The sequence below is a fragment of the Mycobacterium sp. HUMS_12744610 genome (genome assembly GCF_041206865.1).
GTDB lineage: Bacteria > Actinomycetota > Actinomycetes > Mycobacteriales > Mycobacteriaceae > Mycobacterium > Mycobacterium servetii.
Genome location: NZ_JBGEDP010000001.1, coordinates 5,268,022 through 5,283,552 on the forward strand (window position 1 = coordinate 5,268,022; position 15,531 = coordinate 5,283,552).

At 67.9% G+C, this 15,531-nt stretch carries 12 protein-coding genes, 1 tRNA gene and 2 pseudogenes; 7 read left to right on the forward strand and 8 right to left on the reverse strand.

Annotated features, from left to right (window positions below):
- Nucleotides 1–6: 6 nt before the first annotated feature.
- The 3 genes from AB8998_RS25575 to AB8998_RS25585 form a co-directional block, all read right to left on the reverse strand.
- The gene (locus tag AB8998_RS25575) at nucleotides 7–306 is read right to left on the reverse strand and encodes a DUF1490 family protein (RefSeq protein ID WP_369740741.1); all 300 of its coding nucleotides are present in this window, start codon (nucleotides 304–306) and stop codon (nucleotides 7–9) included.
- A gap of 188 nt (nucleotides 307–494) precedes the next feature.
- Complete coding sequence (locus tag AB8998_RS25580; protein ID WP_369736942.1) at nucleotides 495–1,751, reverse strand: ISL3 family transposase; 1,257 nt, start codon at nucleotides 1,749–1,751, stop codon at nucleotides 495–497.
- A 296-nt stretch (nucleotides 1,752–2,047) separates the two neighbouring features.
- Nucleotides 2,048–2,230, reverse strand: a complete 183-nt coding sequence (locus AB8998_RS25585; RefSeq protein ID WP_369740742.1) for a hypothetical protein — start codon at nucleotides 2,228–2,230, stop codon at nucleotides 2,048–2,050.
- Between the two features lie 188 nt (nucleotides 2,231–2,418).
- On the opposite strand from AB8998_RS25585, the gene AB8998_RS25590 reads away from it, so the two are divergent.
- Nucleotides 2,419–4,683, forward strand: a complete 2,265-nt coding sequence (locus tag AB8998_RS25590) for an MMPL family transporter (protein ID WP_369740744.1) — start codon at nucleotides 2,419–2,421, stop codon at nucleotides 4,681–4,683.
- Between the two features lie 166 nt (nucleotides 4,684–4,849).
- A pseudogene (locus AB8998_RS25595) lies at nucleotides 4,850–5,329 on the forward strand (Rieske 2Fe-2S domain-containing protein); the annotation flags it as partial.
- A 418-nt stretch (nucleotides 5,330–5,747) separates the two neighbouring features.
- On the opposite strand, the gene AB8998_RS25600 reads toward AB8998_RS25595, so the two are convergent.
- Nucleotides 5,748–5,831 (reverse strand) — tRNA-Tyr (locus tag AB8998_RS25600).
- A gap of 69 nt (nucleotides 5,832–5,900) precedes the next feature.
- On the opposite strand from AB8998_RS25600, the gene AB8998_RS25605 reads away from it, so the two are divergent.
- The gene (locus AB8998_RS25605) at nucleotides 5,901–6,392 is read left to right on the forward strand and encodes a YajQ family cyclic di-GMP-binding protein (protein WP_369740746.1); all 492 of its coding nucleotides are present in this window, start codon (nucleotides 5,901–5,903) and stop codon (nucleotides 6,390–6,392) included.
- A 332-nt stretch (nucleotides 6,393–6,724) separates the two neighbouring features.
- The gene (locus AB8998_RS25610) at nucleotides 6,725–8,248 is read left to right on the forward strand and encodes a flavin-containing monooxygenase (RefSeq protein ID WP_369740747.1); all 1,524 of its coding nucleotides are present in this window, start codon (nucleotides 6,725–6,727) and stop codon (nucleotides 8,246–8,248) included.
- Nucleotides 8,249–8,251: 3 nt separating this feature from the next.
- Here AB8998_RS25610 and AB8998_RS25615 read toward each other — a convergent pair whose 3' ends face one another.
- On the reverse strand, nucleotides 8,252–9,730 hold the full coding sequence (locus AB8998_RS25615) for a trypsin-like peptidase domain-containing protein (RefSeq protein ID WP_369740749.1): 1,479 nt from the start codon (nucleotides 9,728–9,730) through the stop codon (nucleotides 8,252–8,254).
- Between the two features lie 176 nt (nucleotides 9,731–9,906).
- Between AB8998_RS25615 and AB8998_RS25620 the strand changes: the two genes are divergently transcribed.
- Nucleotides 9,907–10,932 carry an NAD(P)H-dependent glycerol-3-phosphate dehydrogenase gene (locus AB8998_RS25620; protein WP_369740751.1) on the forward strand — a complete coding sequence of 342 codons (1,026 nt, stop codon included), beginning with the start codon at nucleotides 9,907–9,909 and terminating at the stop codon, nucleotides 10,930–10,932.
- 381 nt (nucleotides 10,933–11,313) lie between these two features.
- Nucleotides 11,314–11,665: pseudogene (locus AB8998_RS25625) on the forward strand (SulP family inorganic anion transporter); the annotation flags it as partial.
- 9 nt (nucleotides 11,666–11,674) lie between these two features.
- On the opposite strand, the gene AB8998_RS25630 reads toward AB8998_RS25625, so the two are convergent.
- The 3 genes from AB8998_RS25630 to grcC1 all read right to left on the reverse strand — a co-directional run bounded on the left by AB8998_RS25630 (nucleotide 11,675) and on the right by grcC1 (nucleotide 14,248).
- Entirely contained in the window at nucleotides 11,675–12,031 is a 357-nt protein-coding gene (locus AB8998_RS25630) for a type II toxin-antitoxin system HicB family antitoxin (protein WP_369740753.1), read from the reverse strand.
- Between the two features lie 243 nt (nucleotides 12,032–12,274).
- Nucleotides 12,275–13,135, reverse strand: coding sequence for a zinc metalloprotease HtpX (gene htpX, locus AB8998_RS25635; RefSeq protein ID WP_369740755.1), 861 nt, complete (start codon nucleotides 13,133–13,135; stop codon nucleotides 12,275–12,277).
- A gap of 105 nt (nucleotides 13,136–13,240) precedes the next feature.
- Nucleotides 13,241–14,248 carry a nonaprenyl/(2E,6E)-farnesyl/geranylgeranyl diphosphat synthase gene (gene grcC1, locus AB8998_RS25640; RefSeq protein ID WP_369740757.1) on the reverse strand — a complete coding sequence of 336 codons (1,008 nt, stop codon included), beginning with the start codon at nucleotides 14,246–14,248 and terminating at the stop codon, nucleotides 13,241–13,243.
- A gap of 22 nt (nucleotides 14,249–14,270) precedes the next feature.
- Here grcC1 and menJ point away from each other — a divergent pair, with 22 nt between their 5' ends.
- Nucleotides 14,271–15,509, forward strand: coding sequence for a menaquinone reductase (menJ, locus tag AB8998_RS25645; RefSeq protein ID WP_369740758.1), 1,239 nt, complete (start codon nucleotides 14,271–14,273; stop codon nucleotides 15,507–15,509).
- Nucleotides 15,510–15,531 lie beyond the last annotated feature (22 nt).

Consider the following 15,531-nt stretch of genomic DNA (forward strand, 5'->3'; position numbering starts at 1 on the left):
GCCGTGTCAGTGGCAGGCATCGTCACCCCCGTGGCCGGCAGCCGAAGAAGAGTCCGCCGGTGCGGGAACACGCTCCCCGACGCGCTCGGCCGCCTCGGCGAGCACATCGGCCGTCGCCAACCGCGCCCTCTCGGCGGCCTCCCTGGTCACCCGTTCGGTCGCACGCGCCCCGCGCAAACCCACGGCAGCAGCGCTCACCGTCATCCTGCGCCACGGCGCCTTCGCCAACGCCTCATACGCCGCAGCACCCACCACACCGGTCACCAGCGTGGGCACCGCCTTACCCACCAATCCCTGCCAAGCCATGCCGGTCACTTCCCTTCTGTCGACGACGATCACCGCCGGGGGCCATCCCGGAACCTCGCCCGGGACTATACCCCCCACCCCATCTGGGGTACCACGCGAATGAACATACCCCCACAGGGTATCTCCGTCAACTGCGTGCGTCCTTCCGCTCGACATCACGCCGCCGGATCTACTGACGTTGTAGTGGGTCATTTCCGTCCGGGTAGTGCTGGGCAGAGGCCGCCTCGGGTGAGCATGGCCATGGCGATGAGTGCGTCTGGGCTGTGGAATCCGTAGGCGCGTTTGGTTAATGCCCGCAGGTGGGTGTTAGTGGCTTCGGATCGGGCGTTGGACAGGCCGTGATCGAGCGTGTTCCAGATGAGGTCGCGGTAGCGGCGGATGCTGCGGGCCAGCGCGGCGAACTCGGGGATGCGTGAGTGCGACGCCCACGACAGCCAGCCGGCCAGCAGCTGCCGCCCGTGGGTGCCCTTGACCCGAAACACCTCGCGTAGTTGCTCTTTGAGCAGATACGCCCGGTAGAGGGTGCGGTTGGTGTCGGCGATCTTAGCGAGGCTGGTGCGCTGCTCGCAGGACAGGTCAGCCGGGTTCTTGCGGGTCGCCCACATGGCGTGCCGATCGGTGATCCCGGCGCGGGTCATGGTGCGTACCCGCACCTTGTCCAGTGCCTTCATGGCCCAGGCCACGACATGAAACCCATCCAGGCAAATCAGCGCCTGCGGCGCGCGGGCACGCACCAGGGCGTGGATCCATTCCGCCCCGTCGCAGCTGACGTGGGTGAGCAGCTTGGCCCGCTCGGCGCCGAGCTGATCGAAGAACCGGCCCAGCGTGTCCTGGTTGCGGCCCTCGCCGGCCCACACCAGCCGGCCTGTCGTGTGGTCAACCACGCACGTCAAGTAGCGATGTCCCTTGCGGTAGGCGATCTCGTCGATGCCGATCCGCGACAGTCCGGCGAGCAGGTCGTTGGTGTCGCGGCCATCGGCCACCACCCTGGTCACGATCGCCGCCACGGTGCGCCAGGCGATCTGCAGCAGCACCGTGAGCACACTCAATGCGGTGTGCGCGGCCAGCCACGCGCAGGTGTCCTCGAACGCCCAGGTGTGTTTGGCGCCCGGCCGCGCCCACGGCACATGCGCAACCACCACCCCATGCTCGCCGCATGCCACCCGCGGGGCCGCGGCCTGCAGATACGCCTTTGTGGTCCCCACATCCAGGGTCCGCCAGCGCCTGATCCCGTTCCCGTCCCGGCCCCCCGCGTCATAGCCCGGGCACCGCTTCCGGCACCGCGAGCACCGGCCCGCCTGCGACGCCTTGGGCCGCACCGAGAACACCAGAACTTCGGAGGTCTTCGGCTGCTTCCGACCCGTGGTCTCGGTCTCGATCGTCACGTCCTCGATCACCATGTTTTGGTCACCCAGACCGCTCGCCAATACCCTGGACATGCGCAACGCCGTAGCTCCTTCTCGCGGATTGAACCCTAGACAGTCCAAAACGTAAGCAGGACACGGCGTTGCGCCCAAATTCCCAGGTCAGCGAACCCACGACAACGTCACAAGAGCCACGCCGCCGTCCGTATTTCTGGCGAAAAGGTGGGTGGCGCACTGAACAATGGCCATCACGTCCCGTGATCGTGACAATGCGAAATCGTCGACGCAGCTTTGCCTATTAGGTCGACGGCCATCCCGCCCGACGCTTTGACCCGTTAACTTGTACGGATCGTTGCGATTGGGTATTTTGACGGACACTAGTCGGTCTTAGCGGTGCCGATTTCGCCAAAGAGTTGGGTGAATTTGTCGCGCGCGCTTCGTTGCGCCTGCCCGCGCCGGGCAGGCGTTAGCTCATGCCAGTAGGCACATACAGCGCGAAAGATCCAATGATTGAACACAGTGATGGCGGCGATGTCGAGGATTGAATCGATCACGAACACCGCCGGCCACTCCCCCGCGAACGCGCCGACGCACTGCCCCACGCGCGTGGAACCGCGGCGCGACAAGCACGTTCGGAAGCTCGCACGCCCGGTGACCAATGCTACTTTCGGATCGATGTCCCGCCGCGTGCGTGGCCAAGCCCGGCCCTGAGATGCGCCGCGTCGAGGATCGGGGGAAGAGGGGGAGCGTGCCGCGTCGGATTGCATTGCTGGCATTGGCCGCGCCGCGGCGAGTGATCGCGGTGGCACTGCTGGTCTTCCTGGGAGCCGTCGCTTTCGGGTCACCGGTCGCCAAAGATCTGTCCGCCGCAGGGTTTTATGACCCCGCGTCGGAATCCAGCAAAGGCAGTCGGCTGCTCGAGCAGAAGTTCGGGGAAAGCGAACAGCAACTTCTGATCGTGGTCACCGCTCCCGGCGGCGCACAAAGCACGCCGGCGCGCACCGTCGGGACCGACATCGTCGACCATTTGGAGCGCTCACCGTTTGTATTCAATGTCTCCTCGCCGTGGACATCGGCGGCGCAATCGGCGGGGCACCTGGTGAGCAAAGACGGCAAATCCGGCCTGATCGTCGCGAACCTCAGGGGCGGGGAGAACGACGCGCAGAAACACGCCCGAACGCTCTGCGCCGAATCGGTGCACGACCGCGACGGCGTCACCGTCCGCGCGGGCGGCTTGGCGGTGGCCTACGCACAGGTCAACGAGCAGATCGAGCACGACCTTCTGACGATGGAATCGATCGCGATCCCGCTCAGCTTCCTGGCCATGATCTGGGTGTTCGGCGGATTGCTGGCGGCCGCGTTGCCGATCGCGGTGGGCCTGACGGCGATCGTCGGTTCCATGTCGATACTGCGCCTGCTCACCTTCACCACCGAGGTGTCGGTCTATGCGCTCAACCTCACCACCGCACTGGGTTTGGCGCTGGCGATCGACTACACGCTGTTGATCGTGAGCCGCTACCGCGACGAGCTGGCCCGGGGCAGCCTTCCCGACCGGGCCCTGATCCGGACCATGCAGACAGCCGGGCGCACGGTGCTGTACTCGGCGACCACCGTCGCGTTGTCCATGGCCGTGATGGTGCTGTTCCCGATGTACTTCCTGCGGTCGTTCGCCTATGCCGGCGTCGCGACCGTCGCATTCGCCGCCGTCGCCGCGGTCGTGGTGACACCCGCGGCCATCGTGTGGCTGGGTCCGCGGTTGGACGCGATGGACATGCGCCGACTGCTCCGCGGAATGCTGCGGCGTCACGAGCACGGCCGTAAACCGGTACAGCAACTGTTCTGGTACCGATCCACCCGGTTCGTCATGCGGCACGCCGTGCCGGTCGGCCTCGCCGTCACCGCCCTGGTGGCGCTGGCCGGCGCTCCATTTTTGGGCGTGAAGTGGGGTTTTCCCGACGACCGGGTCCTGCCGCGTTCGGCCTCGGCGCACCAGGTCGGCGATCAGCTGCGCAACGACTTCGCCGACGACGTCGCCACGACGGTGCAGGTCGTCATCCCCGACGCGCGGGACCTCGACGCCGACGACCTCGACCGCTACGCCGCCGACCTGTCCCGCGTGCCCAACGTCTCCGCGGTGACCGCACCGACGGCGACGTTCGTCGCGGGAAACGCCGTCGGCCCGCCGGCCGCGCCGACCGGAATCGCCGACGGCAGCGCGTTTCTCACCGTCACCAGCACGGCAGCGCCGTACTCCCGGGCGTCCGACCTGCAACTCGACCGCCTGCACGCGGTCGACGGTCCGCGCGGGCGACCGGTTCAGCTGACGGGGCTGGGCCCCACCAACCGCGACGGTGTCGACGGGATCACCGCGCGGCTGCCGCTGGTGCTGGGCCTGATCGCCGTCATCACCGCGGTCCTGCTGTTTCTGGTGACCGGCAGCGTGGTGCTGCCGGTCAAGACGCTCGTGCTCAACGTCCTGTCGCTGTCGGCGACGTTCGGGGCGCTGGTCTGGATTTTCCAGGACGGCCACCTCGGCGGCCTGGGGATCACGCCGACGGGACGGCTCGTCGCCAACATGCCGGTCCTGCTGTTCTGCATCGCCTTCGGGCTGTCGATGGATTACGAGATCTTCCTCATCGCGCGGATTCGCGAACATTGGCTCGCATCCCGGAAAACCGACGCCGACAACGACGAAAGCATCGCGTTGGGGGTGGCCTACACCGGCCGGGTGATCACCGCCGCGGCTCTGGTGATGGCCGTGGCGTTCGCGGCGCTCAGCGCCTCGCAGGTCTCGTTCATACGCATGTTCGGAGTGGGCCTGACGCTGGCCGTGCTCGCCGATGCCACCCTGGTGCGCATGATTCTGGTTCCGGCCGTCATGCACGTGCTCGGCCGGGCCAACTGGTGGGCCCCGAAACCGTTGGCCTGGCTGCACGCCCGCATCGGCATCGAGGAGTCCGCCGGCCGGCACGAACGCCCCGCCGCGGCGCCGCGCGCGACGCTCGACGGGTGACCCCGGCGTCGCCTACTCCCCTACCGCAGGACGACGCGTCGCGACAAGCCATAAAGGTAATAAGGGCCATAAGGCACTAATTTAGCGGTTATGGCCTGTGCTTATTGCTCAACAAAGAGACGGAATTATAACGTGTTCTAGTCGTCGTGTAGAGCGGGGGCACACGGTGAAGACCGATACCACCGGAGTCGGCATCCGGGAGATCGATGTCGGCGACCCGCCGACACGGTTTGCCCGCGGCTGGCACTGCCTGGGCCCGGTCGAGGACTTCCTCGACGGCGAGCCCCACGCGATCAACGCGTTCGGCACCAAGCTGGTCGTCTTCGCCGACCCCCAAAGCGATGGCACCCCAAACGTTCTCGACGCCTACTGCCGGCACATGGGCGGAGACCTGTCGCAGGGCACGATCAAGGACGGTGCGGTCGCGTGTCCGGTCCACGACTGGCGCTGGAGCGGCGACGGGAGATGCCAACAGGTGCCGTACGCCAAGCGCACGTCACGGTTTGCCCGCACCCGTTCGTGGACCACCGACGTGCGCGGCGGATTGTTGTTCGTCTGGCACGACCCCGAGGGCAACCCGCCACCCCCGCAACTGCAGATCCCCGACATCCCCGAGGCCTACGGCGACACGTGGACCGAATGGCGCGTTCTAGTTTTGCGGCAGGGGTGGGAGGTACCGCCACTGTGCACGGACGCCGTGGACGCCACTCCGAGGCGCCGCTTTGCCGCGGCGGGCCCGCCTGCGCTTCGCCACCCCGATCGAGAAGGTGCAGATCTCCGTTATCGGGCGGAGTCGTGGCAATGCCCGGCAAGCGCCTACAACGACGCCGTCCGACGTGCTGGGCACTCGACCACTCCGACCAGGCTTGGGCGTAGTCGTCTTCGAGGGCGGGGTAGGGCAGCATCTGCACGCCCCGCTGCAGAGACGCGGACGGCGACGGCAAACCGGCTTTCTCCACGTAGGCGTCCAGCACCGCGACGTCCTCGCCGGACAGGCTGACACCGAGCTTCATACCCCGGTGTTCACGGATCGGTACGGCTACTGACCTTGGAGGCCTGCCTGGTGGTGGCAGGTACAGGATTCGAACCTGTGTAGCTTTCGCGACGGATTTACAGTCCGCTCCCATTGGCCGCTCGGGCAACCTGCCGCCAGACAGGTTACAACGAACGGGTAGACAAAGCACAAACGGGCACCACCGCAGGAAGGGACGGATCCAATGGCGGACTCATCGTTCGACATCGTCAGCAAGGTCGACCGCCAGGAGGTCGACAACGCGCTCAACCAGGCCGCCAAGGAGCTGGCCACCCGCTTCGACTTCCGCGGCACCGACACCTCGATCGCCTGGAAGGGCGACGAGGCAATCGAGCTGACGTCGTCGACCGAGGAGCGCGTCAAGGCGGCCGTCGACGTATTCAAGGAGAAACTGGTCCGCCGCGACATCTCGATGAAGGCGTTCGACGCCGGGGAACCGCAGGCATCCGGTAAGACCTTCAAGGTCAACGGCACCCTCAAGCAGGGCATCAGCAGCGAGAACGCCAAGAAGATCACCAAACTCATCCGTGACGAGGGCCCGAAGACCGTCAAGACCCAGATCCAGGGCGACGAGATTCGCGTCACCAGCAAGAAGCGCGACGACCTGCAGGCCGTCATCGCGATGCTCAAGAACGCCGACCTGGACGTCGCGCTGCAGTTCGTCAACTATCGCTGACACCGCTTTGGGCGGCCCACCGGTGGGTGCCGGCACGGCGTTGAGTGAACAGCCGATATTCGCCGGTACGGCGCGGGGTAACGGTGGCGGTGGCAATTTCGGGTTCGCGAACAGCGGGCGCTAACAGTGGTGGCTTCAACAAGGGCAACGGACAGTCGGGCTTCTTTGGCTGAACCCCGCATGCGTCTGACCGGGGCGCGCGCCGGCTCACGCCGTGGCCTGCCCGCTACTCGGTCGCCGCGGACCGTCACCGCTGATCCGCGAGCCTGGGGGCCCCTCTAGTGTGGTGGGGAACACAGCTTTTTCGAGGCCCCTAGCAAGCGAGGTTCACGATGACCGTGACTCCCCGGGAAGCCGCCGGCGGCGCGCCCAACACCAACGGCCAGGGCGACGGTTACTTCGACGTCGTGATCGTCGGCGCCGGCATCTCCGGCATCGACGCGGCCTACCGCATCACCGAGCGGAATCCGGGCACCAAGTACGCGATCCTGGAGCGGCGCGCCCAGATCGGCGGCACCTGGGACCTGTTCCGCTACCCCGGCGTACGCTCCGACAGCAGCATCTTCACGCTGTCGTTCCCCTTCGAGCCGTGGACCCGCCGGGAAGGCGTCGCAGACGGCGTGCACATCCGCGAGTACCTGACCAACACCGCGCGCAAGTACGGCATCGACCGCCACATCCGGTTCAACAGCCATGTCCGTTCGGCGAACTGGGATTCGGCCACCGACACCTGGACGATCACCGCCGAGCAGGACGGCACCCGCACGACCTACCGCGCCAGGTTCGTGTTCTTCGGCAGCGGCTACTACAACTACGACGAGGGCTACACCCCCGACTTTCCCGGTATCGACCAGTTCGCCGGGACCGTCGTGCATCCCCAGCACTGGCCGGAGAACCTCGACTACACCGGCAAGAGGATCGTGGTGATCGGCAGCGGTGCCACCGCGGTCACCCTGTTGCCGTCGCTGTCGGACCGCGCCGCGAAGGTGACCATGCTGCAACGCTCCCCCACCTATCTCGTCTCGGCCTCCCGATACGGCAAGGTGGCCGCGGTCGCCCGAAAGCTGTTGCCTAGCAAGCCCGCTCACCTGGTGATCCGCATGTACAGCGCACTGACCGAGGCGGTGTTCTTCGCCCTGTCCCGCAAGGCGCCCCGCCTCGTCCGGTGGCTGTTGCGCCGCAAGGCGATCAGCGAGCTGCCCGCCGGCTACGACGTGGACACCCACTTCAAGCCGCGCTACGACCCGTGGGACCAGCGGATGTGCCTGATCCCCGACGCCGACCTCTACAACGCGATCGGCGCCGGCCGCGCCGAGGTGGTCACCGACCACATCGACCATTTCGACGCCAGCGGCATCGCGCTCAAATCCGGCGCTCACCTCGACGCCGACATCGTCGTCACCGCCACCGGCCTGCAATTGCAGGCGCTCGGCGGGACCGCGATCAGCCTGGATGGCGTCGAGATCGATCCCCGGGACCGCTTCGTCTACAAGGCGCACATGCTCGAGGACGTGCCCAACCTGTTCTGGTGCGTGGGCTACACCAACGCCTCTTGGACGCTGCGCGCCGACATCACCGCCCGTGCGACCGCGAAGCTGCTGGCCCACATGGCCGCTCACGGATATACGCACGCCTACCCGCATCTCGGCGGCGAACCGATGACCGAGAAACCGGCCTGGGACATCAACGCCGGCTACGTGCTGCGCTCGCTGCACGCGCTGCCCAAGTCCGGCACCAGGCGGCCGTGGAACGTGCGGCAGAACTACCTCGCCGATGCCCTCGACTACCAGTTCGACCGCATCGAGGAAGCCATGGTGTTCGGACGCGTCACCGACCGGGCGGCGCTGGCGGGATAACCGTCAGCCGGTCCGGTCGGAGCCCACGGGGGAATCTCCGGGCAGGATCTCCGCGCCGCAGTTGGGGCAGAATTTCTCGGCGGGGTGGTGTTCGGCCCCGCAGCTCGCGCAGAAGTGCGGTTCCGCCGGCTTGTGCGCGGGGGCCACGCCGATGAGCCGGGCGGCGCCGGTCTTGATGCCCCTGCGGGCGCGGATTGGTTTGACCGTGTCCCCGTCCCCGGGGGAAATAAGCTGAACCCCAGGGGCTTTCGCTGGAGCGAACAGGCGCCACCGCCTCCGCACCACCAACAGGGTCAATCCCCCGCCGGCGGCGAGCACCAGCGCCACCTCACCGATGACGTACCACATCAGCGTGGTGCCACTGAGCACCGAGACGTCGCCGTAGCGCTGCCGCAGGTTCACCGCGCTCGTCTTGAGTTCCACCAGACCCGGGTAGTCGGGCGACATCGCCAGCGCCTTGTCGAAATCGTCGATGGCGCCGGTGTAGTGGCCGGAGAAGTACTCGCCGAGCCCTTTCCGGTAGAAGACGTCGGCCGGCCCCAGCGTCGCTTTGACCCCCTTGCCGGCCAGTAACGCGGTGAGGTTGCCCGCCGGCGCGACGAAGTTGAACGGCTGCGGCTCGCCGACGGGTGAGAAGCTGTTGACGCCGATCACCTTGCCGTCGAGGGCGACGGTGGGGCCGCCGCTCATCCCCTCGGTGACCGGGGCATCGATCTCGTACTGCGGAACGCTGCCCATCGACGACTTCTTGCTGACCGTGCCGCTCTTGTTCGTCGGGTCCAGCGACGGATCGGTGATCCGTTTCGTGCTCTCCGGGTAACCCACCGCGAGAATCGTTGTGCCGATGCTGACGTCGGCGTCGGCGGCCAACTCCGACGACGGCAGGTTGTGCTTCTCGACCTTGAGCAGGGCAACATCGCCCTTTACGATGGGCCGGAAGTCCACGACGTTGGCGAGCAGTTTCCCGGCGACCCGGTTCCCGCTGCCGTACACCAGGGTCAGCGCAGGCTGCGGACCCCGGTCGGGGGCAACGCCCTCCACCTTCGCGTTCTGGCGGAGCCATTGGAAGATCGCCGCCGGATTCTGCCCGACCGGCGAGTCGGGGTACTGGATGACGTACTCGTTGGCGGCCCGCTTGAGGATCAGGTCCTTGACGTTGTCCGGATCCACGCAGTGGCCCGACGTCGCCGCCCAACCGTCGGGGTTGACGATGAACGCGGTGCAGAACCAGGTCGCCGTGAAGGGGATGTTGGAGCCCTCGCCGAACTGCGACAGCAGCTGCCCATTGGGCAAGCGGACCTGGCCGTACGCCTGGCCCGACAGGTACATCACGGCCGGCCGGATGATCGCCGCCGCCCGTTCCTGCGGATTGGCCTGCGGGCGCCCACCCTCGGCAGAGGCGATGCCCGCCGGCGCCGTCATCACCGCGAGCGCGGCCGCGGACGTCACCGCGAGCGTACGGCCCCACCGAAGCATGGGCATGGTCCCTCTTTCCCTCGTTTCCGGGCCTTGTTGCAGATCTCTGACGATCCGGGAGGCCGGCCCGGCGGGGCTAGGGACCGAAGTCCCTGCCCGGGGGGTCGTTGGGTTCGAATTCGGGTGCCGCGCGGGCGGTGAACTGCTTCTAAATCTCGGGTGTCGGCAATACGCTGAACGGCATGGCAGGTGAACAACGCGAACCCAATGTCGTCGTCCTCGGCGGCGGCTCCTGGGGCACCACGGTGGCGTCGATCTGCGCGCGCCGGGGACCGACACTGCAATGGGTGCGCTCCGAGGTGACCGCCAAGGACATCAACGACAACCACCGCAACAGCCGCTACCTCGGCAACGACGTCGTGCTCAGCGACGGCCTGCGCGCCACCACCGACTTCGCCGAGGCCGCCCACTGCGCCGACGTCGTGGTCATGGGCGTGCCCTCGCACGGCTTCCGCGGCGTGCTCACCGAACTCGCCAGGGAACTGCGGCCCTGGGTCCCGGTGGTGTCGTTGGTCAAGGGGCTTGAGCAGGGCACCAACATGCGGATGTCGCAGATCATCGAGGAGTTGCTGCCCGGACATCCGGCGGGGATCCTGGCCGGCCCGAACATCGCCCGAGAGGTGGGCGAGGGCTATGCCGCCGCGGCCGTGCTGGCCATGCCCGACCAGCACCTGGCCACCCGGCTGGCGGCACTGTTCCGCACCCGGCGGTTTCGCGTGTACACCACCGACGACGTCGTCGGTGTCGAGATGGCCGGCGCGCTGAAGAACGTCTACGCCATCGCCGTCGGGATGGGCTACTCGCTGGGCATCGGCGAGAACACCCGCGCGCTGGTGATCGCGCGGGCGTTGCGCGAGATGACCAAGCTGGGCGTCGCGATGGGCGGGGACCCCGACACCTTCCCCGGGTTGGCGGGCCTGGGCGATCTGATCGTCACCTGCACCAGCCAGCGCAGCCGCAACCGCCACGTCGGCGAACAACTCGGCGCCGGCAAGCCGATCGACGAGATCATCGCCTCGATGAACCAGGTTGCCGAGGGCGTCAAAGCCGCCAGCGTGATCATTGAGTTCGCCGACGAGCACGATCTGAAGATGCCGATCGCCCGCGAGGTCGACGCGGTGATCAACCACGGCTCCACCGTCGAGCAGGCCTACCGGGGTCTCATGGTCGAGGTTCCGGGGCACGAGGTGCACGGCTCGGGGTTCTGACCGGCGCCGCCGCCGAAAATTTGCAGTCCCTTTGGGACCGGCCCGCTGGCTTGACCGGCGCCGCGAAGCCCACCTACCTTCGAGACATACCGCCGGGAGTTCCCAGCCCGCGAAATGCGGGCTGGGAACGTAATCTCCTGTGCGCCAACATGTTACGGGCTGGCGATCGGCTTGTCCCCGCTCTACCGAGGGGAAGCGAGGATGCCAAAAAGCCCGGCCTCCAACGCTTTCCCGAGCGCCCGCCCGCAACCGGCGCTCCAGCACGACGTGCCGGCCTCGCTCGTCGTCTTCCTGGTCGCGCTCCCGTTCCAGCCCGAGCAGCACCCCTTGCAGGAGATTGCGGAAGACCACACTGAAGGCGGTCACCAGATAGACCCCGAGATCGCCCTGGCGGTCGCGCTCACCGGGTGGCGGGTGATGCGCGCCCGGGTAGCGGCCGGGCCGGCCGACGACGAGTGGCATGTGGTGATCGACGGCGCGGCGTGCACGTTCCTTGCGCTCCCCCGGCCGGCGCGGGTGCTCGCTTCCACCCCCGCCGGGGCCAATGCCACGGTGGACGTTTCGGCGCACTACCTGGATCATGCTGCGCATCAGGTGATCAGCGACTGGCGGCGCCAGCACGAGGCCGACGGCGGAACGGTCCACGTCCGGGGAAGGCTCGAGACGGGCCATGCCGCCCGCAAGACCGCCGGCGAGGTCGTCGAAGCCGAAAAGGCCCGAAGCCGCATCGTGATCGGTTTGTCTAATCGAACCCGGAGAGACCGAAGGTGCTATTGGGCGCCCGGCCGCTGAGCTTCTGCACGATCCACTGATTCATCGGCACCCCCTGCTCGGTGGCCTCCAGCGCTAGGCGGGCATGCAGCTCCGGCGACGTCCTGACGAGAAATTTCCCGCTATAGCGGCGTTCGGAAAGGGGTGCGGGAACTTGTTCTCCAGTGGCGCGCAGGTCCTCGACATGGTCCTTGACGGCCTGCTCGATGGCGGCCACGGCCTGTGGCGCGGTCGGCGCCTCGCGCCTCATGTAGGGCAATTCGACACACACGCCCACGTACTCGTTGTAATCGGGCAGCCACTGAGCGCGGTAGGTATAGCGGTTCACGCGGGATTGATAGCACGGGTGCTATCAATCCCGGGAGTCACTCATCCCCAGGCTGGAAGCCAAGGAACGCAGGGGCCCACGAGGCCGCCTTCCGGGGCCCGGCTCTCCAGAGCATATGGCTCACGCCGAATTTGATAGCGCGGGTGATATCAAAAACGGCAGCCCAGTCATCCTCGCGGAGACGCGGGCCCCGGAAGCATACGGCGGCGCACGCATTCGATAGCGCGGGTGATATCAAATCGCCTACCCGCGCGCCATCGCCTCCAGCCGACGGATGCGGTCCTCGATCGGCGGATGGGTGGAGAACAGCGACCCGATCCGCTCGCCCGCGCGGAACGGGTTGGCGATCATCAGGTGGGCCTGGCTGGCCAGCTGAGGCTCCGGGGGCAGCGGCGCGGCCTGCACGCCGCCGGAGATCTTGCGCAGCGCCGACGCCAGCGCCAGCGGGTCACCGGTCAGCACGGCCCCCGACTCGTCGGCCTGGTACTCGCGCGACCGGGACACCGCCAGCTTCACCACCGTCGCCGCGACCGGCCCCAGGAACGAAACCAGCAGCAGCCCAAAGGGATTCTCGCCGTCGCGGTTGCCGCCGAACATGCCGGCGAACATGGCCATGTTGGCCAGCGCGGTGATCACCGACGCCATCGCGCCGGCAATGCAGGAGATCAGGATGTCGCGGTTGTAGACGTGGGAGAGCTCGTGTCCCAGCACCGCGCGCAGCTCACGTTCGGTGAGAATGTCCAGGATGCCGGTCGTGCAGCACACCGCGGCGTTGCGCGGATTGCGCCCGGTGGCGAACGCGTTGGGCGCGTTGGTGTCGCTGACGTACAGCCGCGGCATCGGCTGGTGCGCGGAGGTCGCGAGCTCGCGCACGATGCGGTACATCATCGGAGCCTGCAACTCCGACACCGGCTGCGCGTGCATCGCCCGCAGGGCCAGCTTGTCGCTGTTGAAGTAGACGTAGACGTTCATGCCGACGGCGAACAGCATCGCGAAGACCAGCGCCGTCCTGCCGAACAGGGCGCCGGCGAAGACGATCAGCGCGGACATGCCGACCAACAGGACGAAGGTCTTCAATCTGTTGGCATGCGGATGCCAGGTCATCGGTGTCCTCCTCAGAACACTCAAATAAAGCTCGGTCGGGACCGACCACTTCTCTTTGAACGCTCAGAATGACATTCCGAGTTCCGCAGCGCCCGGCGTTCCCGGCTAGCCGTGCCGGCTGATCGTGTAGTCGACCAACGTCCGCAGCGCGTCCCGGCCGGTGGTGTTGGGCAACTTGGACAGCTCGTCGTGCGCCTGCGCCGCATACTGCGCCAGGAACTGCTTGGCCTTGGCCATGCCCGGCGAGGCCCGCAACAACGTCAACGCCTCGGCCACCGCCTCGTCGCCCTCGACGGGCCCGGCGAGCAGGTCGCGCAGCCGCGCCGCCTCGGGCCCCGATTCACCCAACGCGTAGACCATCGGCAGGGTCTTGACACCCTCGCGCACGTCGGTGCCGGGCAGCTTGCCGGACTCGTGGGAGTCGCTGTCGATGTCGATGATGTCGTCGGAGATCTGGAAGGCGGTGCCCACGATGCCGCCCAGCCGGCTCAGCCGCTGGACCTGGTCGTCGTCGGCGCCGGAGAACATGCCGCCGAACCGGCCGGCGGCGGCGATCAGGCAGGCAGTCTTCTCGTAGACGACCCTCAGGTAGTGCTCGATCGGGTCGTCGTTGCCGGTCGCGCCGTGGGTCTCGCGCATCTGTCCCGTCACCAACTGGGCGAATGTCTCGGCGATGAGCCGCACCGCATCGGACCCCAGCTGGGACACCAGCCGCGACGCCGTGGCGAACAGGTAGTCCCCGGCCAGGATCGCGACGTTGTTGCCCCAGCGCACATTGGCGGTGGGGGTGCCGCGGCGCACCTCGGCCTCGTCCATCACGTCGTCGTGGTAGAGCGTGGCCAGGTGCACCAGCTCGATCACCGCGCCGGCGACGGTCACCTCCTCGGCGTCGGGGTTGGGCCCCAGCTGCGCCGACAGAACCGTGAACAGCGGCCGGAACCGCTTGCCACCGGCGTCGAACAGATGCGTCAGCGAGTCGGTCATCACCGCGTCGGCTCTGCGCAACTCGGTGCCGATGAGCTGCTCGATCCGCTCGACGCCGTCCCGGACGGTCGCCGCCAACGCGGCATCACCGAAGTCAACGCCCGCCACCACCGTCGCCGGAGTCCTCACCCGACCAAACATACTGGTGCGCATGGAGACGAGAGCGACCAGAGCCCCGCGGGCCCAAGTGGTGGTCGTGGGCGCCGGGCCCGCCGGCTCGGCGGCTGCCGCCTGGGCCGCCCGGGCGGGCAGGGACGTCCTCGTCGTCGACTCGGCGGACTTCCCCCGCGACAAGGCATGCGGTGACGGCTTGACCCCCCGCGCGGTCGCGGAGCTCGAACGGCTGGGACTGGGCGGCTGGCTCGACACCCGCATCCGGCACCGCGGGCTGCGGATGAGCGGGTTCGGCGGCGAGGTGCAGGTGGACTGGCCGGGCCCGTCGTTCCCTTCCACCGGCAGCGCGGTGGCCCGCATCGAGCTCGACGACCGGATCCGCCGGTGCGCCGAAGACTCCGGCGCGCGCATGCTGCTGGGCGCCAAGGTGGTCGCCGCCCATCATGACGCGTCGCGGCGGGTGGTGTCGCTGAGCCTGGCCGACGGCACGCAGGTGGGCTGCGAGCGGCTGATCGTCGCCGACGGGGCCCGGTCGTCGCTGGGCCGCACGCTGGGCCGGCGCTGGCATCAGGAGACGGTGTACGGCGTCGCCGCGCGCGGCTACCTGGCCACTTCGCGCGCCGACGACCCGTGGCTGACCTCACATCTGGAACTGCGCTCCCCCGACGGGGCGGTGTTGCCCGGTTACGGCTGGATCTTCCCGCTGGGCAACGGCGAGGTGAACATCGGCGTTGGAGCCCTGTCGACGTCCAAACGGCCCGCGGAGCTGGCGCTGCGCCCGCTGATCTCCTACTACACCGACCTGCGCCGCGAGGAGTGGGGCTTCACCGGTCCGCCCCGGGCGGTGGCGTCGGCGCTGCTGCCGATGGGCGGCGCGGTGTCCGGGGTGGCCGGACCCAACTGGATGCTGATCGGCGACGCCGCGGCCTGCGTCAACCCGCTGAACGGCGAGGGCATCGACTACGGCCTGGAAACCGGGCGGCTGGCCGCCGAGTTGCTCGACTGCGGCGACCTCTCGCAGCTCTGGCCGCGGCTGCTGCAACAGCACTACGCCCGCGGCTTCTCGGTCGCGCGTCGGCTGGGGCTGCTGCTGACCTTCCAGCGGTTCCTGCCCGCGACCGGGCCGATCGCGATGCGCTCCCCGGCACTGATGGCAATCGCGGTGCGGGTGATGGCCAACCTGGTCACCGACGAGGACGCCGACTGGGTGGCGCGGGCCTGGCGCGGCGCCGGCCGGCTGTCCCGGCTGATCGACCGGCGAACGCCGTTCACCTGACCCTGAGATCAATTCGTGATCG

What these genes read in the sequence shown, in the direction of transcription:
- AB8998_RS25575 (WP_369740741.1), bottom strand. Translation starts at nt 306, where the DNA reads ATGGCTTGGCAGGGATTGGTGGGTAAGGCGGTGCCCACGCTGGTGACC.
- AB8998_RS25605 (WP_369740746.1), top strand. Translation starts at nt 5,901, where the DNA reads ATGGCGGACTCATCGTTCGACATCGTCAGCAAGGTCGACCGCCAGGAG.
- AB8998_RS25610 (WP_369740747.1), top strand. Translation starts at nt 6,725, where the DNA reads ATGACCGTGACTCCCCGGGAAGCCGCCGGCGGCGCGCCCAACACCAAC.
- AB8998_RS25615 (WP_369740749.1), bottom strand. Translation starts at nt 9,730, where the DNA reads ATGCCCATGCTTCGGTGGGGCCGTACGCTCGCGGTGACGTCCGCGGCC.
- AB8998_RS25620 (WP_369740751.1), top strand. Translation starts at nt 9,907, where the DNA reads ATGGCAGGTGAACAACGCGAACCCAATGTCGTCGTCCTCGGCGGCGGC.
- htpX (WP_369740755.1), bottom strand. Translation starts at nt 13,135, where the DNA reads ATGACCTGGCATCCGCATGCCAACAGATTGAAGACCTTCGTCCTGTTG.
- menJ (WP_369740758.1), top strand. Translation starts at nt 14,271, where the DNA reads ATGGAGACGAGAGCGACCAGAGCCCCGCGGGCCCAAGTGGTGGTCGTG.